The sequence below is a fragment of the Paracoccus methylarcula genome (assembly GCF_003007735.2).
Classification (GTDB): domain Bacteria; phylum Pseudomonadota; class Alphaproteobacteria; order Rhodobacterales; family Rhodobacteraceae; genus Paracoccus; species Paracoccus methylarcula.
In genome coordinates this window covers 71637-96510 of sequence record NZ_PXNQ02000013.1, presented here as the reverse complement: position 1 = coordinate 96510, position 24874 = coordinate 71637, and the positions used below count along the sequence as shown (strand labels likewise).

Genomic DNA, 24874 nt, shown 5'->3' with positions numbered 1-24874 from the left:
CATGGACGATCCTTCGAGTATTTTTGACGCCGCCTTCTGGCTTACCAGCGCGGCGATTATTGTTCTTCTGATGCTGTCGGGCTTTTTCTCGGGCTCCGAGACCGCCCTGACCGCGGCCAGCCGCGCCAAGCTGCGCGCACGCGCGGACAAGGGGGATGCCGGGGCCGATGCGGCCCTGAATGTCACCGAGGACAGCGAACGGCTGATCGGCGCCATCCTGCTGGGCAACAATGTCGTCAACATCCTGTCGGCCAGTCTCGCCACCGCCATGTTCACCCGCCTTCTCGGGTCGAGCGGGGTGGCGATCGCCACGCTGGTCATGACGGTCCTGGTGCTGATCTTTTCCGAGGTGATGCCCAAGACCTATGCGATTTCCGCCCCCGAGAATGTCGCCAGCCGTGTCGCCCGCCCGATCCGGTGGGTCACACTGCTGCTGTCGCCCATCGTTGCCGTGGTGCGGGTGATCGTACGCGGCATCCTGGGACTGTTCGGGCTGCAGACCGATCCCGAATCACATATGTTCTCGGTCCATGACGAGATCGCCGGCGCGCTCTCCATCGGCCATGCCACCGGCGCGGTGCAGAAAGAGGATCGCGACCGCCTGCTGGGCGCGCTGGACCTGGGCAACCGCACCGTCGAAGAGATCATGCGCCATCGCTCCGGCATCCAGATGATCGATTGCGACATGTCGCCCTCGCATATCCTGGACGCGGTGCTGGCCAGCCCGCATACCCGCCTGCCCGTCTACAAGGGCGAGCGCGAGAATGTCGTGGGCGTCGTCCATGCCAAGGACCTGCTGCGGGCCGTGAACAAGGCGGTGCGCGACAGCGGCGATTCCCAGGCCCTGCAGAAATTCGACGTGATGGCCGTGGCGATGAAGCCCTATTTCGTGCCCGACACGACCGCGCTGGACGAACAGATGCGCGAATTCCTGAAACGCCGCGCGCATTTCGCGCTGGTCGTGGACGAATATGGCTCGCTGCGCGGGTTGATCACGCTGGAGGACATCCTCGAGGAGATCGTCGGCGAGATCGCGGATGAGCATGATACCGAGGCGGACCAGATCCTGACCCCGAATCCGCAGGGCGATTACGCCGTCGATGGCGGCATGACCATCCGCGACCTGAACCGCCAGCTTGACTGGAACCTGCCCGATGAAGAGGCGAATACCGTCGCGGGGCTGGTGATCCACATGGCGCAATCGATCCCCGATCCGGGGCAGGTATTTTCCTTCCACGGCTATCGTTTCGAAGTGGTCAACCGCCGTGAAAACCGGATCACCAAGCTCCGGGTCCGCCCGCTCGACGAAAGGCGCAGCCGGAGGATTGACATGTGCTTTCCATGCCGGGGCGCATGTCCATCCGCTCACCCGAGATGCCGCTCCCTGCCCGCGGGGACCTGCTTCGGAGCCGGGAAAAGCGGGCGGACGCCATCTGGCCCCACGGCCCCGACCCACGGTCGAAGCCCTTTCAAAAGGCTCTTGTTTTCCCCTCGCTTGATCCATATACGGATCGGCGGAGACGTGGCCGAGTGGTCGAAGGCACACCCCTGCTAAGGGTGCAGGCGGGAAACCGCCTCGAGGGTTCGAATCCCTTCGTCTCCGCCATTTTTCATCCTGGATCTCAACGGAAATATCGGCACTCATTCGCCGAATCAGCCGATACTCCCGCCGCCAGGGCAGTTTGCAGCATATCAGGTTCAGTAGCGGGTCGCGTCCCGCGACGCCGGGGGCTGACGGCCCTGCCGCCGACAGGTCTCTCGAACCAGTCGCGCGACCGCGCCGGCGACTCCCGTGGATATTCTTATGAAGAAGAGTATTCGGGTGGGTCTGATTGAGCGCAAAATGCTCCAGGATCGCGCTTGGCTGGTCGGTCGCATCTACCGCGCATCTTTCCGGCGTTCCCGTCTGACGTATCGACAAGAACGACGGAAGCCCGAAGATGACAAATCTTCCCACGTCTCCGACCAGGAGACGCGCGAGATCCATGTATCAGACAGGTAGCTGGCCAACGCGAAGGATGAACGGCTGGCGGCAGAGAAGAACCGCTTGCATCGCATCCAGGGCCGGAACGCAGGGCGTTGGGTTGCCACGCCCTGCCGACCCGATGGAAACGGGTGTCAGTCCCGCTTTCCTTCGACATGCCGTTGCGCCTCGTCGTCGAGCTTTGGTTTGCAGATGCCTTGAGGCGTCGAGACACCTGGAGTCTGGCAATTCTTCGTCATTGTCATTCTCCCATTTTGAAAGTCTTCAATATCACGGGCTCGTGACCGGAAGATGACATTGCCCGCTTCCTGCACCCGTGTCCAGTCGAGCTGCCGATTAAATCTCGTTACCCTCGAACCTTCACCGTCACGCCTTTTCCCAAGCGTAGCGGCAACGGCTGACAGAACCGCAGCGGAACAGATATGGCCACCCGCGTCCTGAAGCGATCGGCGACGGCAACGGGCCGAAGACGCCGGAGCCTGCCCGCCATCTGGCCGGAACATCCACCGGATCCGGGAATGAGGGGCTGTATAAGGCCGCACCCGCCTGATTTTCTCCATGCCAGGCATGAAGAAGGCAACAGCCTGACATTAAAAGAAATTCATGAAATCCGCATGATGGGTGAAGGCATCTTCGAAATCCCGGGCCAAGAGCCGGGACCCCGATATTCGCGGGGCCGGACCGCAGCCCCGGTGTATCCTGGCGCGAATGCGGCGCGGGCTTCCGTTGCGCATCCGGCCCTGCCCTTCCCGCATGGCAGCCGTGACAACTCGCCCCTACCGTAGCGCCGCCATAGCCGCTAGTCTGGCCTCATGGATACGAGCCCGCATCAGCCCGCCTGCCCCAACCTGCCGAAGCCACGCAGCTTCTGGCAGCGCATCGCCGACCGGCTGGCGGCGATGCTGGGCCGGCAGCGGGCCGCCACCCCGCCGGAACGCTCGGTTGCCTTCACCATCGCGGTGATCGCGCTCGGCGCCAAGCTGGCCAAGGCCGACGGCACCGTCGCCCGATCCGAGGTCGCCGCCTTCCGCCGCGTCTTCATCATCCCTCGGGCCGAGGAAAAGAACGCGGCGAGGGTCTTTGACCTGGCCCGGCAGGACGTGGCGGGATTCGACGCATGGGCACATCGGATCGCGGCCATGTTCCCGGCGGGCGATCCGGTTCTGGCCGATGTGATCGAGGGGCTGTTCATCATCGCCGTCGCCGATGGCGATCTGCACGAGGCCGAGATCATCTTCATCGACGAGGTCGGCCGGATCTTCGGCCTGACCCAGGCCCGCATCGGGGCGATACGTGCCCGCCACGACCCCAAGGCAGGCTGCCCGCCCTGTGAAGTGCTTGGCATTCCAATAGAAACCCCGCTTCCCGAAGCCCGGAAACATTGGCGCAACCTGATCCGCGAATCGCATCCCGACCGGGCCATCGCACGCGGCCTTCCGCCCGAGGCGGTCCGCCTCGCCGAAGCCCGCACCCGCCGTCTCAACGAGGCGTGGGAGAAGTTTCGGGCCATGCATAGGCCCCCGGCGCCGACGGGCGGCTGATGCGGCGTAGCACGACCGTGAACCGTCGCGGAGACGCAAATCACTTGCACAACCCCAATCTGCGCCCCATCTTCCCTGTCATGCAGATACGCGCCCTGACCCTTGCCGCATTCCTGGCCCCGGCCCTGTTCGCCGCGCCGGTCCTGTTCGCGCAGGACGATCCCGACGCCTGGCAGCCGCCCCTGCAGGACAGCGAGCCTGCGCCCGGGGAAGACGGGGCCGACCTGATCGGGCGCGGTGTCGGTATCCTGATGGAGAATTTCATGCGCGATCTCGGGCCCGGGCTGGATCAGCTGGGGCAGGACATGTCGGGCGCGCTGAACAACCTGTCGCCGGTGCTCAAGGATCTCGGCGTCCTGATCGACGATCTGCGCAATTACGAAGCCCCCGAGCGGCTCGAGAATGGAGATATCGTCATCCGCCGCAGGGCGGATGCACCGCCGCCCCCTCCTATCGGGGAGTACCTGCGCAATTTCACCATGCCGGAGGATCAGCCCGAATCCGTGGTCCCGCGCGATCCGGACGCCCCCGAAATCGACCTCTGATTGGCATCGGCGATCAGGCGGCGGTGGCGGCGGGCCTCTGCCGTGACCTCTTCGAACCGGGTGATCCCCTTCGCCTCCAGCGCCGGGATCAGGCGCAGGAAGATCTCTGCCGTCGCGGTGGCGTCGCCCATCGCGCTGTGGCGCCGGTCGGGCGGGATGACGATATCCAGCCGCTCGGCCAGCGCGTCCAGCGTATGCGCCACCCCGCCTCCCCAGACCATGGCCGAGAGCAGCACGGTATCCAGCACCCGGTGATCGAAATGCAGCCCGGTCTCCGGCTCGGCGGCGCGCAGCATTCCCATGTCGAAAGGGGCGTTATGGGCGACCAGCACCGCATCTTCGGCGAAATGGTGAAAGGCGGTCAGCGCGCCACGCATGCCGGGCGCATCCGCGACCATCCTGTCGGTGATGCCATGGACCGCGCTTGCGCCGGGCGGGATCGGGCGGCCCGGATCGACCAATGTCTCGAAACGCTCGCCCGTCAGCCTGCCCCGTGCGATCCTGAGCCCGGCTATCTGCACGATCCGGTCGGATGGCTCCAGGCCGGTCGTCTCGGTGTCGAACACAACGCAGGTCAGATCCGCCAGCCGCGACGATGCCGCACCCCTTGCGGCCAAGGCGAAATCATAGGTCAGCCCGGGCGCATCGTGCCGATCCGCCGCAAGCTGGAGAGGCAGGACCAGGCGCGGGCCGCTATCTCCGGTCTCGGGCCAGATGCCGGAGCCATGGGCGGCGAGGATTTCGGCACCGCTCAGATCCGGCTGGCCGGGATCGGGGGCTTCGTCCAGCCAGCGCTCCAGCCGGTCCATCGGCACCGCCTCGCCCTGCCACTCCAGGCGCAGATGCAGCTCGGCCCGGTCCTCGCGATGGATGCGCAGAACCGGCTGCGCGCCGCCATCACGCAACCGGGCATCCAACCGGCGCAGCAACGCATTCATCGATCCGGCCTCGGCCAGAACCGACAGGGATGGCGGATCGCCCGCCTGTTCCAGCCCCGCCACCAGTTCGTTCAGCCCGGCCCGTGCAGTCGGCGCATCCCCGGCCAGCGTCTCGGACAGTTGCCTTGTCGCACGGGCCAGCCCCTGCCCCTCGTCCCGGATCGCCTGCGCCAGGGCGGGCGGAATCGGCCCGTCCAGCGCATCAAGCATCGGAACCAGCGTCGCGGCATGGCGTCTCAGCGTCTCCAGCACATCATGGGGAAGCGGGCGATTGGGGGCCCTGTCGCGCAGGATCAGCAGGATGTCCTCTTCGATCCGGCGCATCCGGCCCGACAGCCGCAGGCCGTCCGGGGTCAGGCAGGCCAGGTCGGTCGCCTCCGCCCCGGCGGTCAGGCGCGCATTCGCAGCCTCGATCGCGCCGGGGGCGATATGGCGCTCGATCGGGCGATCCAGCGCCAGCCCCGGCAGCAGGCGCGCCGCCGAGGCGTTGTAGAACACCACCCGGCCGCCGGGATCGGTCATCACCGCAGCCGCGCCGAAATCGGACAGGATCGATTCCAGCCGTGCCTTCTCGCGGATGAGTTCGGCGGCATGGTCGGCCACCGCCTCGGAGAGCGCCTCGGCATTGCGCGCCCGGGCCTCGGCGGCGTCGCGCGCGGCGGGGCCAAGATCGCCCAGGTAACGCGCCTGCCCGGCATCGGGGATCCGCCCGATGCGCAAGGCCCCGGCCAGCCCGTCGATGGGGCGGGCGAAATGGCGGTCGAACAGGAACCAGATCGCCGCGATCAGCGCCAGAACGCCAAAGCCCGCGATCACGCCAGCCTGCAATAAGGGATCCAGAGCCTCGCTCGGCGCGACCCCGTTGCCCAGAAGCCGCCGCCCCTCGACCCAAAGCGCCAGCCCGATCACCGCCAGCACCGCGAATGCCAGCCCCGCAAAGACCAGCAGGACACGCAGCCGCAGGTTGACCCTTCGTTTCATTCCCGCTCCAGCAGTCGCGCCATCTCCGCCCTGAGCTCGGACAATTCGAACGGCTTGGCGATGAAGCCGTCGGCACCGAGCGCAAGGCCCTTGCGGCGTTCCACCACCGATCCCCGCGCCGTCATCATCAGCACCCGGACATGTTTCAGGGCCGGATCGGCGCGCAGGTCCTGCACGATCTGGTAGCCCGAAACATCGGGCAGCATCACGTCCAGCAGCACCAGGTCGGGGCGCTCGGCACGGATCCGTTCGACCGCCCCTGCCCCGGTCGCCAGCCGGGAATGGCGATGCCCATCGCGCGACAGCAGGAAGTCCAGCGCGACGGCGATATTGTCCTCGTCCTCGACCACCAGGATATCCGCCATCATCCGGCCTCCCCCTGGCACACGGCGGAAAAGACCGGATCATCGGCTTCAGCCGCGGTCCATTCGGCGCCCGCAACAGAGAAGACGCCTTTCTCGCAGTCGAATTCCTGCGGCACGATCGTCGTCGGGCCGCGCCGCTCGACCAGCATGATCTCGGCCCGCTTCCTGCCTGCGCCGGTTTCGCTGATCCGCGCCGGGTCCAGCGCGGCGAAACGGACCGCCACCGGCGCAAGATAGGTCCAGGGCGCCCAGGGCTGGCTGTCGCGCCCGATGGCCAGCATCTCGGCCCCTTCGGGCAGTTGCGCTTTCGCGCGGCCGAACCAGGCGTAATCGTTCCAGACCGAATAGCCGATCATCGCCAGCCCTGCACAGGCGGGCAGAAGCCAGCGGGGGGGCGAGAACCCCGCCTTGCGCGCACCATGCATCAGGGCATAGACCAGCGCCGCGACACCGATCCCCACCGCGATCGCCCCCAGAAGCTCGACACCCGTAGCGGTCATCCCAGAAATCCTTTTCCATGGCCCGCGGCCGATTGCATCCCGCGCACCACCACGAAAGCGTCGCGCAGATGGCTCCGCTCGAAATCCGGCAGACCGGCGGGCGAGAGGTAATTGTCCGGCGGCCGTCCAGCCCCGATCAGATCGGCCTGGTTGTCCAGCCGCACCGTCTGGATCAGGTCATAGGCCGCGATCAGGTCGCGCGCCCCGCTGCCCGAGATCACGCCCTTGGCCTCGGCATCCTGCAGCCTCGCGCGCGTGTTCACCGGGGTCAGCCGCCCCTGCAGCGCATAGATCCGCGCCAGGTCGGTGACGGGCACGACGCCGCCATGCTTCATGTCGATATGGTCGCGATGCTCGCCCGAGCGGATCGTCGCGAAGCCTCCGATCAATCCCAGGGGCGGACGGTGCTTGAGCGAATTCGTCACCATATGCGCCACGAAGATCGAGTTCTTCTCGGCCCGTTCCAGCGTCTCGACCTGCAGCCCCGCCAGGAGCGCGCCATCCCCGCCGATGGCGCGCAGGTCGAACATGACCGAGGCCAGCATCTGCGCCTCGGGATCGGGGCTGGCAATCCAGTCGCGGAAATAGCGGCGCCAGACATCGCGCGGCTGCCGCCAGCGGGGATTGGTCGCCATCATGTCGCCGGGACAATAGACATAGCCGCATTCGTTCAGCCCGTCACAGACGAAACGGGCCAGCGCCTCGAACCAGGGTTCCGCCGGATCGGCGCCATCGGCGAGGATCAGGCAATTGTCCTGGTCGCTCACCCCGGTCTGCTCCTGCCGCCCCTGGCTGCCGCAAGCCGCCCAGAGATAGGGCACCGGGGCGGGTCCAAGCTCTGCCTCGGCCATCTCGAGCAGGCGGCGGGTCACCGCATCGGCGATATCCGAGATCATCCGCGTGACGACCTCGTGCCGCTGATGCGCCCGGACCAGCTGCACCAGCAGGTCGGGGATCCGGGCAGTCGCCTCGGCCATATCGGCCACGCTGTCCGCCTGCGCGATGTCGCGGACCAGCCCGGTGGCCGAGATCGCCTGCATGCGGGTCAGGTCGGTCTGGCTGACCATGCCGATGAAACGCCCGTCCTCGACGATGGGCAAATGCCCGATCCGGCGCTCCAGCATGATGTTCAGCACATCGTAGCCAAGCGCCGTGGGCGGCAACGTGACCGGATCGGCGGTCATCACCTTGCTCACCGGCATGCGCATGTCGCGGCCCTCGGCCACCACGCGGTTCGACATGTCGCGGATCGTCACCAGCCCGATCAGCCGCTCTTGCTCGGTGACACCGAGACTGCTGACCTGAGCATCACGCATCAGCCGCGCGGCGTCGATGATGGGCGTATCGGGAGGGCAGCTTTGCGGTTTCCGGCCGAGAATATCGCCCACTTTCAGCAATGCCACATCGCCGGTCCGCAGCATCGCCCGGCCACCGCGATCGAAGAAACGCGCAACCGGGCGGGACCGGGCCATCAATTGCGTCAACTCGGCCCGGGGCAGCATCAGGACGACCGCATCCTCCGCCGCCCGCGCCGAGGTCACGGCGCAACCGTCACGTAGCAGACCCCGCTCGCCAAACGAATTGCGCGGCCCCAGTTCCGACACCGACTCGCCATTGCGGTCGGTGACATGAACGGCCCCGCTCTCGATCAGGAACAGGCCGGGCAGAAGATCTCCGAAATGATAGATCTCGGCACCCGCCGGATAGGTCCTGCGGCTGAAGGAGGCGGCGACCCGCGCCAACTCGTCCCGCGGCAGGCTGTCATAGGGATGAACGGTAGAGATGAAATCAGAGATCCCGGACATTCTTCACAATCCCGCTGAAATGCGCCGGAAAGGCATGAAACCCCTGTTGCTTCTTCTTCATGCAAATATCCCCGGGGGGGTGCGGGGGGCAGGCTGCCCCCCGCATCGGTTTCACGTCAATGCGCCTGAGCCGCACCGGCGCCTTTCGGCACGCGGATCGACTCGACCAGTTCCTGCACCTCTTCCGGCGGCTGCTGTGTGGCATTGGACACGAAGTAGCCAACGGCGAAGTTGATCATCGCACCCACCGCACCGAAACTGGTGGACTTGATCGACAACAGCAGCGGATCGGCATCGGTGAAGCTGTTGGTGTCGGGGATGAAGAACCAGCCCTTGTGCAGGAAGATATAGATGACGGTGGTCAACAGACCCGCCAGCATCCCCGCAATCGCACCCTGCGAGTTCATCCTCTTGGAGAAGATCCCCATCAGGATCGCCGGGAACAGCGAAGCACCCGCAATCCCGAAGGCCAGCGCCACGGTCTGCGCCGCGAAGCCGGGCGGGTTGAGTCCCAGCCATGTCGCCGCCGCAATCGCCACCAGCATCGAGATCCGTGCCGCCATCAGCTCGTTCTTCTCGCTGATAGCAGGGTTGATCATCGACTTGATCAGGTCATGCGACACGGCCGAGGAAATCGCCATCAGCAACCCTGCCGCAGTCGACAGCGCCGCCGCAAGACCACCGGCGACCACGAGCGCGATCACCCAGCTCGGCAGCCCCGCGATCTCGGGATTGGCCAGGACCATGATGTCGCGGTCCACCTTGACGGCCTCGTTCTTCTCTTCGTCGGCCCAATACTCGATGCGGCCATCACCGTTCTTGTCCTCGAAGGCCAGCAGCCCGGTCCGCTCCCAGTTCTGGACCCAGTTCGGCATCTCCTCGATGGCGATCGCGTCCTCCTGCGGACCATTGGGCCACATGGTATCGACGAAGTTCAGCCGCGCCATGGCGCCCACCGCCGGAGCGGTCAGATAGAGAAGCGCGATGAACACAAGCGCCCAGCCAGCCGAGCTCCGCGCATCGGCGACCCGCGGCACGGTGAAGAAGCGCACGATCACATGCGGCAGACCGGCGGTGCCGATCATCAGCGACAGGGTGAACAGGAAGATGTTCAGCGTGGTATCGGTCTGCGCCGTATAGCTGGCAAAGCCGAGATCCTGGATCACCGTATCCAGCTTGTCCAGAAGCGGCACACCTTCGGCTGCCGTGTTGCTGAACAGGCCAAGCGCCGGGATCGGGTTGCCGGTGATGGTCAGCGAGATGAAGATCGCCGGGATGGTATAGGCGATGATCAGCACCACATATTGCGCGACCTGCGTATAGGTGATGCCCTTCATGCCCCCCAGGACCGCGTAGACCGCGACGATGATCGCGCCGACGAGCAGGCCCATCTCGTAGGACATGTTCAGGAAGCCGGAAAAGGCCACGCCGACGCCCTTCATCTGCCCGATCACATAGGTGACCGAGGCGACGATCAGGCAGATCACGGCGATCAGCCGCGCCGTCTGGCTGTAGAAACGGTCGCCGATGAATTCCGGCACGGTGAACTTGCCGAACTTGCGCAAATAAGGCGCCAGCAGCATCGCCAGCAGCACGTAACCGCCGGTCCAGCCCATCAGGTAGGCCGAGGTGTCATAGCCACCAAAGGCGATGATGCCCGCCATCGAGATGAAGGACGCCGCCGACATCCAGTCAGCGCCTGTCGCCATGCCGTTCAGAACCGGATGCACGCCCCGGCCGGCTGCATAGAACTCGCTGGTCGAACCGGCCCGGGCCCAGAAGGCGATACCGACATAGAGCGCGAAGGTCAGCCCCACGACGATCAGGTTGAGGGTGAATTGTTCCATGGCTTATTCCTCCACCCCGTGCTCGCGATCCAGTTTGTTCATCCGCCAGGCATAGGCGAAGATCAGGATCACGAAAGTGATGATCGAGCCCTGCTGCGCGAACCAGAAGCCAAGATCGGTTCCGCCGACGCTGATCCCGGACAGCAGCGGGCGGAACAGGATGGCGCAGCCATAGGACACAAAGGCCCATATGGCGATGCATATCCAGATCGTGCGGATATTCGCACGCCAATATGCGTTAGATGATTGTTTATCACTCATGTCCTTCGGTCCTCCCCTGTTCAGACATGTCCCTCTTTTTCCGCCCTTTTGGTGATCGGCGCCCCGGTTACCCGGCGGAGAGGCCGGGGCGCGATGGCGGGGCCTCTATCAGCCCCGGTTCATCCGGTTCGCGATCAGGTCATCCACGACCTCCGGCTCGGCCAGGGTCGACGTGTCGCCAAGGCTGCCATAGTCGTTCTCGGCGATCTTGCGCAGGATGCGGCGCATGATCTTGCCCGAGCGGGTCTTGGGCATGCCCGGCGCCCATTGGATCAGGTCGGGCTTGGCGATCGGGCCGATCTCGTTGCGGACCCATTTCTCCAGTTCGGCGCGCAGCTCCTCGGTGGGCTCGACGCCGTTCATCAGCGTGACATAGGCATAGATGCCCTGCCCCTTGACGGCATGCGGATAGCCGACCACCGCCGCCTCGGCGACCTTCTCATGGGCGACCAGCGCCGATTCCACCTCGGCGGTCCCCATCCGGTGGCCCGAAACGTTGATGACGTCATCAACGCGCCCGGTGATCCAGTAATAGCCGTCCTCGTCCCGGCGGCAGCCGTCGCCGGTAAAGTAATAGCCCGGATATTGCTGGAAATAGGTCTCCATGAAGCGCTGGTGATCGCCCCAGACCGTGCGCATCTGCCCCGGCCAGCTATCGGCGATGCACAGCACGCCCTCTGCCGGGTCGCCCTCTACCAGCTTGGCGCTTTCAGGCTCCAGAATGGCGGGCTTGATGCCGAAGAAGGGCACCGTGGCCGATCCCGGCTTGGTCTCGGTCGCGCCGGGCAAGGGCGTGATCAGGTGGCCGCCGGTCTCGGTCTGCCACCATGTATCGACGATCGGGCATTTGCCGCGGCCGACATGGGTGTCATACCAGTTCCAGGCCTCGGGATTGATCGGCTCGCCCACGGTTCCCAGCAGGCGCAGGCTGGACAGGTCGTGCTTCTCGACGAATTCCGGCCCCTTGCCCATCAGCGCCCGGATAGCGGTCGGCGCAGTGTAGAACTGGTTGACCTTGTGCTTGGCGCAAACCTCCCAGAACCGGCCCGCGTCGGGCCATGTCGGCACGCCCTCGAACATCAGCGTGGTGGCGCCATTGGCCAGCGGGCCATAGACGATATAGCTGTGGCCCGTGACCCAGCCCACATCCGCCGTGCACCAGTAGATATCGCCCTCGTGGTAATCGAAGGTATATTGATGCGTCATCGCCGCGAAGACGAGGTAGCCGCCCGTCGTATGCACGACGCCCTTCGGCTTGCCGGTCGAACCCGAAGTATAAAGGATGAACAGCGGATCCTCGGCATTCATCGCCTCGGGCGCGCATTCCGTCGCGGCCTCGGCCATCAGCGCCTTGACGTCGATATCGCGGCCCTCGGTCCATGTCGTCTGGTCGCCGGTATGCTTGACGACAAGGCAGCGCACCTTGTCCGAACAGCTCAGCAGCGCCTGGTCGGCATTGGATTTCAGCGCCGTCCTGCGCCCGCCGCGCGGAGCGGTATCGGCGGTGATCACGATCTGCGCGCCGGAATCGTTGATCCGGTTGGCCAGCGCATCGGGGGAAAAGCCCGCGAAGACGATGGAATGAATCGCCCCGATCCGCGCGCAGGCCAGCATCGCATAGGCGGCCTCGGGGATCATCGGCAGGTAGATCACCACCCGGTCGCCCTTTTTCACGCCCAGGTCACGCAGCACATTCGCCATCCGGTTCACATTCTCGGAAAGCTGCGCATAGGTGATATGCTGCGCCGGGTCCTTGGGATCGTCGGGCTCGAAGATGATCGCGGTCTGCTCGGCGCGCTTGGGCAGATGCCGGTCGACGCAGTTCGCGGCGACGTTCAGCTCGCCATCCTCGAACCACTTGATGCTGACATTGCCAAAGGTGAAATCGGTATTCTTGACCTTGGTATAAGGCTTGATCCAGTCCAGCCGCTTGCCCTCGCGCCCCCAGAACGCCTCGGGATCATTGATCGATTCGGCATAGAGCCGGTCGTAATCCGCCGGTTTCACATGGGCATTCTCGAATCCCGCCGGAATCGCGTGTTTGGCAATATTTTCAGAACTCATGAGTCCCCTCCTCGCAGCCGTAACAAAACCTGCCGCATCGCCAAGAACGCCCGTTCGGACGGCATCGTCCAGCGATACGTGCCATGTTAATAAGCAGCTATACATCATGTTAAGTCATTTTTATATAAGAAAAATTATGTAAATTTATTCACATCAAACAGGATCATTCTGTAAAATATTCACAAGCCTGTCAGGAATGAACCGCTCCCGGTCAGGACATGCTCAGGAAAGGAGCGGCGCAGGAGATCCACCAGCGCCAAGACAAAGCGCGCCCGCCATCGCGGAACGCAGTCACGGATGTCATGCTTGAGCGAAAGTCAGAACGGCACATCCTGATCGCTGCCCGCTGGTATTACATAGGCAGCCTTGATCGTCTTGAAACCCGCCGCGAACTGCACGGTCAGCGTATCCTCGGCGATGCCGATGATCTCGCCCTCGCCGAACTTGGCGTGGCTGACCCTGTCGCCAACGCTGAACTGCGCGGAAGCCTCGGCATCGATGGTCACCGGCGCGCGCCGTGCGGGCGCCTTGCGCTCTGCCGCACGCGCCTGCATCCGCTTCCATCCCGGCGAGTTGTAGACATCCGCCTGCGCCGCCCGGTCATGCATATCGGTTCCGGCATTCGCGCCCGCAAAGGCCATCGCGGCCCCGTAGCCGCCGCCATACAATCCCGGCGGGGTCAGGACCTCGATATATTCCTCGGGCAATTCATCGATGAATCTCGACGGCATCGAGCTTTGCCATTGCCCGTAAAGCCGCCGGTTCCCGGCAAAGCTGATCACCGCCAGACGCTCGGCACGGGTGATGCCGACATAGGCCAGCCGCCGCTCTTCCTCCAGGCCCCTGGTGCCGTTCTCGTCCATGGCGCGCTGGTTCGGGAACAGCCCATCTTCCCATCCCGGCAGGAAGACCACGGGAAATTCCAGCCCCTTGGCACCATGCAGGGTCATGATGCTGACCTCTTCCCCGGCCTCGCCCTCGTCGCGATCCATGACCAGGGCGACATGCTCCAGGAAGCCCTGGAGATTGTCGAACTCCTCCAGCGCCTTGACCAGTTCCTTGAGGTTATCCAGCCGTCCCGGCGCGTCGGGCGACTTGTCGTTCTGCCACATGGCGGTATAGCCGGATTCGTCCAGTATCCGCTCGGCCAGTTCGACATGGCTGGCCCCGGCATCCAGTGCATCGGCATGCCAGCGGCCATGCGACGCCACGAAATCGCGCAGATTGGCCAACCCCTTGCCGGTCAGCTGCCCCTCTTCCACCGCTATCCGCGCGCCGTCGAGCAGCGGCATCCCATGCCGCCGCGCCGCCGCCTGGATGGTCTGCAGGGCCTTGTCACCCAGCCCCCGCTTGGGCGTGTTCACGATCCGCTCGAAGGCCAGGTCGTCAGAAGGGCTGACCACCAGCCGGAAATAGGCCATCGCATCGCGGATCTCGGCCCGCTCGTAGAAACGCGGCCCGCCGATCACGCGGTAAGGCAGGCCGATGGTCATGAAACGGTCCTCGAAGGCGCGCATCTGGTGGCTGGCGCGCACGAGGATGGCGATGTCGTCCAGGCTGACCTTTCCAAGACTGGCGCGGTGCCCGCCCTGGAACGCCTCGATCTCCTCGCCGATCCAGCGCGCCTCGGCCTCGCTGTCCCAATGACCGATCAGGCGAACCTTCTCTCCCGCCTCGGCCTCGGTCCAGAGCGTCTTGCCAAGCCGTCCGCTATTGGCCGCGATCAGCCCCGAGGCCGCCGACAGGATCTGCGGGGTCGAGCGGTAGTTCTGTTCCAGCCGCACCACCTGCGCGCCGGGGAAATCCTGCTCGAAACGCAGGATATTGCCCACCTCGGCGCCGCGCCAGCCATAGATCGACTGGTCGTCATCGCCCACGCAGCAGATATTGCGATGCGCCTGCGCCAGCAGCCGCAGCCACATGTATTGCGCGACATTGGTATCCTGATACTCGTCCACCAGGATATAGCGGAACCGTTCCTGCCAGGTTTTCAGCACATCGGGATGCGCCTGGAACAGCGTCACGCAATGCATCAGCAGATCGCCGAAATCGACGGCGTTCAGCGACAGGAGCCGCTCCTGATAGGCCGCGTAAAGCCGCCCGCCCCAGCCATCGAATGCCGCCTTCTCGCCCCTTGGCAGGTTCGACGGAGACAGGCAGCGGTTCTTCCAGCCATCGATCAGATGCGCCAATTGCCGGGGCGGCCAGCGCTTTTCATCCAGGTTCTCGGCCTGGATCAACTGTTTCAGCAGCCGGATCTGATCGTCGGTATCAAGGATGGTGAAGGCGGGCTTCAGATGCAATTCGCCATTGCCGATCAGTTCCGCATGGCGGCGCAGGATCTTGACGCAGATCGAGTGAAAGGTGCCCAGCCAGGGCATCCCCTCGACCGTCTCGCCCAGCAGGGCGGTGATCCGGTCCTTCATCTCGCGCGCGGCCTTGTTGGTGAAGGTCACGGCAAGGATCTGCCCCGGCCGCGCCTTGTTCAGCATCAGCAGATGCGCGATGCGGGTGGTCAATGCCCGGGTCTTGCCGGTCCCCGCCCCGGCCAGCATCAGCACCGGCCCCTCCAGCGTCTCGACGGCGGCACGCTGAGCCGCGTTCAGACCTTCGAGATAGGGCGCGGGCCGCGCGGCGATGGCGCGTTGCGACAGCGGGACGGTATCGGAATCATCAATCGGCTCCATAGCGGCAACATAACCGCGACCGCGCCGCAAGGAAAGCCGATGTTCATTATTTGTTCATCCTTAACGAAAGAATGCCATCCGCCCCCCTGCATCTTCTTCATGCAAATATCCCGGGGGACCGGGGGCAGAGCCCCCGGCCATCGCGGGACGCAATCCGGAACCACCTCCGTAAAACCTCCCTACTCCTCGCGCAGCAGGATCAATTCCGCCGTGACGCAGACCGGATTGCGTCCCGGCTCAAGCCGCCCCGAGGCACGGATTCCATCGATCCCGACGATATCGATGGCGATATCGGCCCCGTTCTGCGTCGCCCGCCCATCCGAGACCAGGAACTCGCTCGCATGGCTGTCCAGAACGGTGCCATCTGCAAAACGTGCCGTATTGAGGCTGCCGATCCCCTCGACCCGGGCGCCGGACCAGCCCAATTCCTGCACTGCATCCGTCACCCCGGCGCAAAGATCGACATGGGGTGCGATCCGCAAAAGCGCGGCATCCGCATTCCCGGCAATCCCGCCTGTCGGCTTGAACAGGGTGAAGGCGGTCTCAAGGTCCTCCTCTGCCGTGAAACGCGCATCCGGAAACACCAGGATCTCGGCCTGAACCGGGCGGGTCAGCCGCGAAACGTCCAGCAGCAGATGCCCCATCGTGCCGCCCCAAAGCCCGTGGCAATGACCGAACGCCCGGCCTTCGCGCCAGCCCCAGACAATCCCCGCCCGGTGGATCGGCGCATCCGGCAGGTCCCGGGGCGCGGAATACCACGCGCCATGCAGCCCGTCCGCCGCCCGGTCGGGCAGCACGAAACGCAGATCGCCCCACGCATCGGCGAATGTGATCCAGGCGCTGTCGGCGCCTTCCAGAGCTCGGCAATGGCGGCCTCCAGCGGCTTTCCGGCGGCCAGCGTGACGGAACGGCGCTCGGCCCGGCTTGGGGCCAGCATAAGGCGCGGGCCATCCGCCGGGCCGGGATGGCGCAGGATTTCAGCCATTTGCGGCCTCGTCATCGCGGCGGATCAGTTCCTCGCGGACCAGTTTCTTGGTGATCTTGCCATAGCCCGATTTCGGCAACGCCTCCCAGAACAGGAACCGCTTGGGCAGCTTGTAGCGGGCGATCTTCGGCCCCAGCCACGCCTCCAGATCGGGCTGCACACCACCCCTCATCACGCAAATCGCCACGCCGATCTCGCCCCATTTCGGATCCGGCATGCCAAGCACCGCGCATTCCGCGATATCGGGATGCAGCAGCAATTTCTCTTCGATCTCGCGCGGATGGATGTTCGAGCCGCCCGAGATATACATGTCGCTTTCGCGCCCGGTCAGATAGAAAAAGCCGCGCTCGTCCATATGGCCCAGATCGCCGGTGCGGAACCAGCCATCGCGGAAACTCTTGGCATTGGCCTCGGGGTTGTTCCAGTAACCCGCGAAAACCGCCCCGCCGGTGACGCAAAGCTCGCCCGTCTCGCCGGGGGGCAAGGGCTTGCCCGTCTCGTCCTGGATCTCGACCTGGATGCCGGTGCGGGGATAGCCGCATGACCCCTCCAGCGTCCAGCCCTCGCCGGTCTCGTGCAGGCGCGCGGGCAAAACGGTAATGCAGCCGGTCACCTCTCCCAATCCGAAATACTGGACCAATACGGGACCGAGCTTTTCCAGCGCCCGGATCTGGTCGGCGCGATACATCGGCGCACCGGCATAGATGACATGGCGCAGGCTGGAATGGTCGAAAAGATCGACCGCCCGGTCTTCGGTCAGCAGTTTCACGATGGTTGGCACGGTGAACATGTTCGAGACGCGATGCGACTGAACCAGCCGCCAGATCTCGGCCGGATCGAAGCCCTTTTCCGGCAGGATCGTCACCGCGCCCCGCGCCACCTGCAGCATCTGGTGGATGCCCGCCCCGTGGCTGAGCGGCGCGACGACCAGCGAGGCGTCCTGCTCGCCCGTGCCGGGGATCAGGTCGGCAAGGTGATTGGCGATGACAAAGCCCATCTGCCCATGGGTCAGCACCGCCGCCTTGGGCTTGCCGGTCGAGCCGGATGTAAAGAACAGCCAGGCCGGATCGTCGCGTTCCACATCCGCCGCGCGCAGCGGGGCATCATCCTGCGCGGCCAGGGCCTCGTCGATATCGGGGCCGAAACCGGCCTGACCGATGGCCAGCACCGGCAAGCCCATATCGGCGTGATCGGGATAATCGGCATGACAGATCAGCAGCTTTGGCTGCGCCAGTTCCACCATCCAGCGCAGATCGTCCGGCGCGCCGCGAAAATTCGCGGGCACCCAGATGGCACCCAGCTTCAGGCAGGCCCAGAGGCTTTCCCACATCTGGTTGTTGTTGGGCGATTGCACCAGCACCCGGTCGCCCTTGCCCACACCCCGCGCCGCCAGCAGCCGCGCCATCGCATCCACGCGGGCGCGCATCTGCGACCAGTTCCAGCGCCGCTCGCCCCAGATCATCGCCGGATGGTCAGGCAGGCGGCGGGCGGTCTGGTCCAGCAGGTGGCCAAGGTTCATCGTCCGGGTGGAACAGGGCAGGTTCATTTCACCCTCTCTAGGATCGAGACGTAATTGGCGACCGCCGCCCCGCCCATGTTGAAGACCCCCGCCAGCGAGGCATCCGGGATCTGCATCGCCCCGGCCTCATCGGCCAGCTGCATCGCGGCCATGACATGCTGGGAAACGCCGGTGGCACCAATGGGATGGCCGCGCGATTTCAGCCCGCCCGACGGGTTCACCGGCAGCCTGCCGCCGCGCGCGGTGATGCCCTCGGCAATGACGCGCCCGCCCTGCCCGCGCTCGGCCAGTCCCATGGCCTCGTATTCCAGCAATTCGGCGACGGTGAAGCAATCATGCGTCTCGACCAGCGACAGATCGTCCAGCGACACGCCCGCCTGCGCCAGCCCCTGCGCCCATGCCCGCCTTGCCCCGGCGAACTCCAAAGGATCGCGGCGCGACAAGGGCAGGTAGTCATTGGCCTGACGCTGCGCGCGAAACGCGATGGCGCGCGGGGCGTCTGCTGCAATATCGGGATGCGCGATCACCAGCGCCGCCGCCCCGTCCGAGACCAGCGAGCAGTCGGTGCGCCTGAGCGGTCCCGCCGCAATGGGGTTCCTGTCACTGACGGTATTGCAGAAATCGAAGCCGAAATCCTTCTGCATATGCGCGTAAGGGTTCAGCGCGCCATTGGCGTGATTCTTGGCCGCGATCATCGCAAGCTCGCGCGAGGCGTCCCCGTAGCGCTGGAAATAACTGTTCGCGATGCCGCCGAAGACACCCGCGAAACCACCCGGTATCTCGCCCTCCTCGCTGCGATAGGATGCGCCCAACAGGATATCGCCGATCTCGGGCCCCGGCGTGGCGGTCATCTTCTCGGCCCCGATCACCAGCGCCACGCGCCCCCGCCCCGAGCCGATGAAATCCAGCGCCGCCGTGATCGCCGCCGAGCCGGTGGCGCAGGCATTCTCCAGCCGCACCGCAGGCGTATGCGCCAGCCCGTCTGCGCCAAGCGCGACCAGCGCCGCCTCGAAACCCTGTTTCTGGAAACCGCCGTTGAAGACGCCGACGAAAATCCCCTCGACCTGATCGGCAGGGATGGCAGCGTGATCCAGCGCGGCGCCGGTGACCCCGGCCATCAGCGTCTCGACATCCGGGGCCTCGGACTTGCCGAAACGGCCATGCGCCCATCCGATGATCCGCCCTTCGGGGGCGGGCGGCAGATTGCTGTGATCGGTCATGTATTCCTCCGTTGCCGCAACATGGACTCTCCCATGTGTGACGGCTTTTCAATACGCAACATATTGTGCCGCTCGGCCAATTCCGTAAAGATGCCCCGAAATTTCGATCGGGAGGGAATGATCATGTTCACCAGAATGGCCCTTGGGCTGACCACCGCGCTTGCCCTGTGCCTGCCCGCCAGCGCCGAGACGCTGCGACTGTCGCATAATACCGGCGACACGACGACATGGCAGCAGGGCGCCGACAAGTTCGCGGAACTCCTCGCGGCCGAGACCGGCGGTGAATACGAGGTCCGGGTCTTTCCGAATGCCCAGCTTTCGGGCGGCGACCAGATGAAACAGGCCGAGATGACCGGACGCGGCGCCATCGACCTGGTGCTGACCTCGGCCATCAATGTCACCCCGCTGGCGCCTGAAATGGCCGCCTTCTCGCTGCCTTATCTGTATTCCGACTACGACGCGGTGGACCGCACCACGGCAGGCAAGGCCGGCGACAAGATGGAAGAGATCATGGCGGGCCATGGCATCCATATCCTCGCATGGGGCGAGAACGGCTTCCGCGAGGTCACCAATTCCAAGCATCCGATCACCTCGCCCGAGGACATGCAGGGCCTCAAGATGCGGGTCGCGGGCCCGATGTATATCGACGTGATGAACGATCTGGGCGCCAACCCGCAGCAGATGCAATGGACCGAGACCTTCCCGGCATTGCAGCAGGGCGTCGTGGACGGGCAGGAGAACCCCATCGGCGCGGTGATCATCCCGCAACGCGTCTACGAGGTGCAGAAATACATCACGCCCTGGCATTACAGCTATGATCCGCTGTTCCTCGGCATCTCCAAGGCGAAATGGGATGGCCTCGACGACGAGACCAGGGCGCAGTTCCAGAAGGCCGCCGACGAGGCGATGGCCTACCAGATCGAGATCAGCCGCGAAGCCACCGCCGAGGGGCTGGAATATCTGAAGGAACAGGGCATGGAAGTCTATGAACCCACGCCCGAGGATCTGGCGGCCTTCAAGGAGGCGACCCAGCCCAGCTTCGACAAATGGTCCGAAGAGATCGGCGCCGATATCGTCAAGCTGTTCACCGACGAAGCGAACGCGCAGTAAATGCGCCTGCTGCTGGATCAGTTCGAGAAACTCGTCTGCGCGGTGCTGCTCTTGCTGATGACGCTGCTTGGCTTTGCCAATGTCGTCATCCGCTACGGCACCAACCAGTCGCTGGCCGCAACCGAGGAACTGCTGACCGGCGGTTTCGTCCTGCTGACGGTCTTCGGCGCGGCCATCGCCGCGCGGCGGGGCGAGCACCTGGCCGTGGAACTGGTCACCGACATGCTGCCCGCCCCCTTGCGGCGGGCGGTCATCGTCATCGCCACATTGCTGTCGGTGCTGCTGCTGGCCGCCTCGGTCTGGTTCTGCTGGCAATTGCTGGTCAACCAGATGGGCAACGGCATGCGCAGCTATGCGCTCGGCCTGCCGCTCTGGTGGTATTCCGCCGCCCTGCCCTTCGGGTTCGCGCTGGTGCTGATCCGCTATGTGCAGGCGGCACTAAGGGGGCGGGATGGCTGATATCGGCGCGGGCGGCCTGATGGTCGGGCTGTTCTTCCTGTTCCTTGCGCTGCGCGTGCCGGTGGCCTTCGCGCTCGGCCTGTCGGCATTGGCGGCGATGTGGCAGCTCGGCTTCGGCCTCGATCTGGTCGGGGACCTGCTGAGTGCCGGCATCGCGAAATTCTCGCTGCTGGCCATTCCCTTCTTCATCCTCGCCGGCAACCTGATGGGCAAGCTCGGCATCGCCGACCGGATGATCCGTTTCTTCCGGGTATTGGTCGGGGGACTGCCGGGCGGCATGGGGCTTGTCGGCACCGTGGTCTGCCTGTTCTGGGGCGCGGTCAGCGGCTCTGGTCCCGCCTCGGTCGCCGCCATCGGGCCGATGATCGTCAAGTCGATGGAGGAGGACGGCTATTCCCGCGCCTTCGCCGCCGGGCTGGTCAGCACCGGCGCGGCCATGTCCATCGTCATCCCGCCCTCGATCGGACTGGTCATCTATGGCGTGCTGGCGGAAACCTCGATCGCCGACCTGTTCATCGCCGCGATCATCCCCGGCCTCGTCTGCGGCGCGCTGATGCTTTGCGCCCTGCCCTTCGGACGGGTGCGGAATGCCACCGCCACGAAGGCGCTGAGCCCGAATCCCTATCCCGGCCTGTCCTATGGTGCGGCGCTATGGCGCAGCTTCATGGACAGCTTCTGGGGGCTGATGACCCCGGTGGTGATCCTTGGCGGCATCTATTCCGGCATCTTCACCCCGACCGAGGCCGCCATCGTCGCCTCGGTCTATGCGCTGGCGGTGGGCGGGCTGGCCTATCGCACGCTGAGCATCCGCGGCCTTTACGAATGCCTTGCCGACAGCGCGGCGGGATCCTCGGTGGTGATGCTGGTCGTCGCCTATGCGGGGCTGTTCGGTTGGGTGGTCACGGTGGATGACCTGATCGGGCAGTATTCGGGCGCGCTTCTGGGGCTGTCGCAGAACCAATGGGTGATCCTCGCGGTGATCATGCTGGTGGTGCTGATCGCGGGCATGTTCATGGACGCGGTGACGATCATGTTCATCTGCCTGCCGATCTTCCTGCCGGTGATGCGAGAGCTGCAATGGGATCCGATCTGGTTCGGCGTGCTGATCATGGTCAACCTCGCCATCGGGCTGATCACGCCCCCGGTCGGGATCAATCTCTATGTCGCAGCCAACATCACCCGCCTGCCGCTGGAAAAGGTCGCGCGCGGGGCGCTCCCCTTCCTGCTGACCAGCCTCATCGGGTTGGCCGTCATCGCCGCTTTTCCCGGGTTGACGCGGGTGATGCTGCCCTAAATCCCCTGCATCGCCCCGGCGGCGATCTCGAAACTGCGCAGCCTTGCGCTGTGGTCATGGATCTGACCGGTCAGGATCACCTCGTCGGGCGCATGTGTCTCGATCAGCGCGGCCAGTTGCTCCTGCACCTGCCCGGGATTCCCCACGGCGGTGATCCGCAGCGCCTGATCGACCATGCGCCGCATCTGCGGGCTGATCTCGGCATCCAGGTCTCGGGTCGGACGCGGCAGCTTTCCGGGCATGCCCGTGCGTAGCCGCGCGAATGCCAGTTGCATCGTCGTGCGCAGGTAATGCGCCTCTTCGGCATCCTCGGCGGCAAAGACATTGATCGCCAGCATCGCCCTTGGCTTCTCGTTCCAGCGCGAGGGGCGGAAACGCTCGCGATAGACCGCCAGCGCCTGCTCCAGGTCCCCCGGCGCGAAATGGCTGGCAAAGGCATAGGGCAGGCCCAGATGCGCGGCCAGTTGCGCGCCGAACAGGCTGCTGCCAAGGATCCAGACGGGCACCTCGGTGCCCTCTCCGGGTAGTGCCCGCACCGGCGCGCCGGGGCGCTCCGGCCCGAAATAATCCAGCAACTCGACCACGTCCTGCGGAAAACTGTCGGCCATCGGATCGCGCCTGAGCGCCCGGATCACCGCGCCATCGCCGCCCGGAGCCCGCCCCAACCCCAGGTCGATCCGGTCGGGAAAGGCCGTCGCCAGCGTCCCGAAAGCCTCGGCCACGGTCAGCGGCGCGTGGTTGGGCAGCATGATCCCGCCCGCCCCCACGCGCATCCGCTCGGTCGCCTGCGCCACCAGCGCGATCAGCACCGCCGTCGCGGCGCTGGCGATACCGGGCATGTTGTGATGCTCGGCCATCCAGTAGCGATGATAACCCCAGCCCTCGGCATGCCGGGCAAGGTCGATCGTGTTGGAAATCGCATCCGCCGCGTCAAAGCCCTCGGGCACCGGCGACAGATCAAGAAGGGAATAAGGAATGCTGCTCATATGCCGCAGTTATGCAGCCCGGCATCAAATGCAATAGCTGCGTTTGCATATTCTGCAATCCGCCTTCTTCTTCATGAAAATATCCCCGGGGGTGAATTGCGCATCAGCGCAAGAGGGGGCGCGAGCGCCCCCTTCATCCACAGAACTTCATTCCATCTTGCGCAGATAGGTCCATGTCGGCACCCGGGCATTGCGCGCCACCGACCAGCTTTCGGCATCGCCCAGGTAGACGAAGCCGCTATTGGTCAGCACCCGCGCCGAACCGGGATTATCCTGGAATGCCTCGGCGAACAGGGTCCGCGAACCATGCGGATTCGCCGCGACCAGCGCCTCGACCGCCTCGGTCGCGAAGCCGGTATTCCAGAAGCCCGCGCCGATCCAGAAACCCAGTTCGGACTGGTTTCCCTCCATCCGGGTCAGCGAGACCACGCCCAGCAACTCGTCCAGCCTATGGGCCGAGCCATCGATGGCCCAGACATCCTCGGTCCGCTCGGGCGACAGCGCACGTGCGACGAAACCCTCGGAAGCACCGGGAGGCAAGGGATGCGGAATCGCCCGCGTGCCCTCGGCCACGCGGCGGTCGGAGGTGTAATGCGAGATCATGCCCGCGTCGGAAGGACGCAGCGGGCGAAGCACGAAGCGGTCGGTTTCGATCACGGGCTGGTTCAGCGCGGCCGCATCGACGATTTTCAGGTCATCCAACCGCGTTCCCTCCCGCATTGGTGCAGACATCATCATTTTTCCTCCCCCGGAAAACTGATTGGGGGACCGGCTTTCGCCGACCCCCCTCTAACATCGGAATGTTACCTTTGGGTTACTCGGCGGCCACCTGGGTCGCTGGAATTACCGAAATGAAGGTGCGGCCCTTGAGGCCTTTCTTGAAGGTCACCTGGCCATCGGTCAGCGCGAACAGGGTATGGTCCTTGCCCATGCCGACATTGTCGCCCGGCCACCACTTGGTGCCGCGCTGACGCACGATGATGTTACCAGCGGTCGCAGCCTGACCGCCATAAAGTTTCACGCCAAGACGGCGACCGGCCGAATCGCGACCGTTGCGGGACGAACCGCCTGCTTTCTTATGTGCCATGGGTCAGTCTCCTTACGCTTCAGTGGCGTCAGCCGCCGGTTTCTCGGCAGCGGCGTCTTTCTTGGCGGGCTTTTTCGCCTTCGCGGGCTTGGCCGCGACCACGTCATCCTTGGTGCGCGCACCCACCGCAGCTTTTACATTGGACTTCCCGGCGCCCTTTTCAAGGACATCGGTCACGCGCAGCAGGGTCAGCTGCTGGCGGTGTCCGCGGGTCCGCTGCGAGCTGTGCTTGCGGCGGCGCTTGACATAGGTGACGACCTTGTCGGCCTTGATCTGGTCGATCACCTCGGCCTGCACGCAGGCACCTTCGACCAGCGGCGCGCCAAGGGTCGAGCCGACCATCAGGATCTCGTTGAACTGGACTTTCTCGCCAGCGGCGGCATTCAGCTTTTCCACGCGCAGCACGTCACCCGCCTGCACCTTGTATTGCTTGCCGCCCGATTTAAGAACCGCGAACATCGCTTTGTTTTCCTTCGTTTTCCGCGTCCTTCGGCCCCGGAAAATCCGGTGTTTCGGGATGATCCCGCCTGCGGACAGCGCCCCGTCTCAATCGGGGAGTCATATAAATAACGCACCGGCCAAAGGCTTTTGGCCCGGCCGGTCTGCGTGGATATGGCGGATTCGGGCGGGCAAGTCAAGCAAATCGCCGCGATTAAGCGGGTGTTATCTTCTTGCCGCTAGGCAGGGAAACGCAAC

The 24874-nt window shown here is 64.9% G+C and carries 20 protein-coding genes, 1 tRNA gene and 1 pseudogene; 7 read left to right on the top strand and 15 right to left on the bottom strand.

Features of this window, described 5'->3' with window-relative positions; all coding sequences use genetic code 11:
* Window position 1: 1 nt before the first annotated feature.
* From A7A09_RS18560 to A7A09_RS18540, 4 genes and pseudogenes are all read left to right on the top strand, one after another.
* Window positions 2–1306 (top strand): annotated as a pseudogene (locus A7A09_RS18560) (HlyC/CorC family transporter); the annotation flags it as partial.
* A gap of 210 nt (window positions 1307–1516) precedes the next feature.
* Window positions 1517–1606: transfer RNA gene (locus A7A09_RS18555), tRNA-Ser, on the top strand.
* 1190 nt (window positions 1607–2796) lie between these two features.
* Window positions 2797–3525, top strand: a complete 729-nt coding sequence (locus A7A09_RS18545; protein ID WP_106692767.1) for a molecular chaperone DjiA — start codon at window positions 2797–2799, stop codon at window positions 3523–3525.
* Window positions 3525–4070 carry a hypothetical protein gene (locus tag A7A09_RS18540; protein ID WP_148043717.1) on the top strand — a complete coding sequence of 182 codons (546 nt, stop codon included), beginning with the start codon at window positions 3525–3527 and terminating at the stop codon, window positions 4068–4070. Before A7A09_RS18545 ends, A7A09_RS18540 begins: the two co-directional genes overlap by 1 nt.
* Here the strand turns inward: A7A09_RS18540 and A7A09_RS18535 are convergent.
* The 11 genes from A7A09_RS18535 to A7A09_RS18485 form a co-directional block, all read right to left on the bottom strand.
* A complete protein-coding gene (locus A7A09_RS18535; RefSeq protein ID WP_106692765.1) occupies window positions 4016–5989 on the bottom strand; it encodes a 3'-5' exonuclease in 1974 nt (657 codons plus the stop codon). The genes A7A09_RS18540 and A7A09_RS18535 overlap by 55 nt on opposite strands.
* The gene (locus tag A7A09_RS18530) at window positions 5986–6354 is read right to left on the bottom strand and encodes a response regulator transcription factor (protein WP_106692794.1); all 369 of its coding nucleotides are present in this window, start codon (window positions 6352–6354) and stop codon (window positions 5986–5988) included. Before A7A09_RS18530 ends, A7A09_RS18535 begins: the two co-directional genes overlap by 4 nt.
* Window positions 6354–6854, bottom strand: coding sequence for a hypothetical protein (locus A7A09_RS18525; RefSeq protein WP_106692764.1), 501 nt, complete (start codon window positions 6852–6854; stop codon window positions 6354–6356). Before A7A09_RS18525 ends, A7A09_RS18530 begins: the two co-directional genes overlap by 1 nt.
* Complete coding sequence (locus tag A7A09_RS18520) at window positions 6851–8659, bottom strand: DUF294 nucleotidyltransferase-like domain-containing protein (RefSeq protein ID WP_106692763.1); 1809 nt, start codon at window positions 8657–8659, stop codon at window positions 6851–6853. The genes A7A09_RS18525 and A7A09_RS18520 overlap by 4 nt, the downstream gene beginning before the upstream one ends.
* Before the next feature lie 116 nt (window positions 8660–8775).
* Window positions 8776–10506 (bottom strand): sodium:solute symporter family protein, encoded by a 1731-nt coding sequence (locus A7A09_RS18515; protein ID WP_106692762.1) that lies wholly within the window; start codon window positions 10504–10506, stop codon window positions 8776–8778.
* Window positions 10507–10509: 3 nt separating this feature from the next.
* Window positions 10510–10767 carry a DUF4212 domain-containing protein gene (locus A7A09_RS18510; RefSeq protein WP_106692761.1) on the bottom strand — a complete coding sequence of 86 codons (258 nt, stop codon included), beginning with the start codon at window positions 10765–10767 and terminating at the stop codon, window positions 10510–10512.
* A 108-nt stretch (window positions 10768–10875) separates the two neighbouring features.
* Window positions 10876–12831, bottom strand: a complete 1956-nt coding sequence (acs, locus tag A7A09_RS18505) for an acetate--CoA ligase (protein ID WP_106692760.1) — start codon at window positions 12829–12831, stop codon at window positions 10876–10878.
* A 317-nt stretch (window positions 12832–13148) separates the two neighbouring features.
* Entirely contained in the window at window positions 13149–15518 is a 2370-nt protein-coding gene (locus A7A09_RS18500; protein ID WP_106692759.1) for an ATP-dependent helicase, read from the bottom strand.
* 179 nt (window positions 15519–15697) lie between these two features.
* Window positions 15698–16315 carry a DUF296 domain-containing protein gene (locus A7A09_RS18495; RefSeq protein ID WP_106692758.1) on the bottom strand — a complete coding sequence of 206 codons (618 nt, stop codon included), beginning with the start codon at window positions 16313–16315 and terminating at the stop codon, window positions 15698–15700.
* Between the two features lie 180 nt (window positions 16316–16495).
* Window positions 16496–18049, bottom strand: coding sequence for an acyl-CoA synthetase (locus A7A09_RS18490; RefSeq protein WP_106692757.1), 1554 nt, complete (start codon window positions 18047–18049; stop codon window positions 16496–16498).
* Window positions 18046–19242 carry an acetyl-CoA acetyltransferase gene (locus A7A09_RS18485; RefSeq protein WP_106692756.1) on the bottom strand — a complete coding sequence of 399 codons (1197 nt, stop codon included), beginning with the start codon at window positions 19240–19242 and terminating at the stop codon, window positions 18046–18048. The genes A7A09_RS18490 and A7A09_RS18485 overlap by 4 nt, the downstream gene beginning before the upstream one ends.
* A gap of 123 nt (window positions 19243–19365) precedes the next feature.
* Here A7A09_RS18485 and A7A09_RS18480 point away from each other — a divergent pair, with 123 nt between their 5' ends.
* Genes A7A09_RS18480 through A7A09_RS18470 form a run of 3 tightly spaced genes read left to right on the top strand, consistent with a single transcriptional unit; the run spans window position 19366 to window position 22105 of the window.
* Window positions 19366–20352, top strand: coding sequence for a DctP family TRAP transporter solute-binding subunit (locus A7A09_RS18480; protein WP_245999464.1), 987 nt, complete (start codon window positions 19366–19368; stop codon window positions 20350–20352).
* Entirely contained in the window at window positions 20353–20811 is a 459-nt protein-coding gene (locus A7A09_RS18475; RefSeq protein ID WP_106692755.1) for a TRAP transporter small permease, read from the top strand. It abuts the gene before it with no gap.
* On the top strand, window positions 20804–22105 hold the full coding sequence (locus A7A09_RS18470) for a TRAP transporter large permease (protein WP_106692754.1): 1302 nt from the start codon (window positions 20804–20806) through the stop codon (window positions 22103–22105). Before A7A09_RS18475 ends, A7A09_RS18470 begins: the two co-directional genes overlap by 8 nt.
* Here A7A09_RS18470 and A7A09_RS18465 read toward each other — a convergent pair.
* From A7A09_RS18465 to rplU, 4 genes are all read right to left on the bottom strand, one after another.
* Window positions 22102–23082: an LLM class flavin-dependent oxidoreductase gene (locus tag A7A09_RS18465; RefSeq protein WP_106692792.1), complete on the bottom strand. Its 981-nt coding sequence runs from the start codon at window positions 23080–23082 to the stop codon at window positions 22102–22104. The genes A7A09_RS18470 and A7A09_RS18465 overlap by 4 nt on opposite strands.
* Before the next feature lie 156 nt (window positions 23083–23238).
* A complete protein-coding gene (locus A7A09_RS18460) occupies window positions 23239–23784 on the bottom strand; it encodes a GNAT family N-acetyltransferase (RefSeq protein ID WP_436277808.1) in 546 nt (181 codons plus the stop codon).
* A gap of 121 nt (window positions 23785–23905) precedes the next feature.
* Complete coding sequence (rpmA, locus tag A7A09_RS18455) at window positions 23906–24178, bottom strand: 50S ribosomal protein L27 (RefSeq protein ID WP_106692752.1); 273 nt, start codon at window positions 24176–24178, stop codon at window positions 23906–23908.
* Between the two features lie 12 nt (window positions 24179–24190).
* A complete protein-coding gene (gene rplU / locus A7A09_RS18450) occupies window positions 24191–24637 on the bottom strand; it encodes a 50S ribosomal protein L21 (RefSeq protein ID WP_106692751.1) in 447 nt (148 codons plus the stop codon).
* Window positions 24638–24874 lie beyond the last annotated feature (237 nt).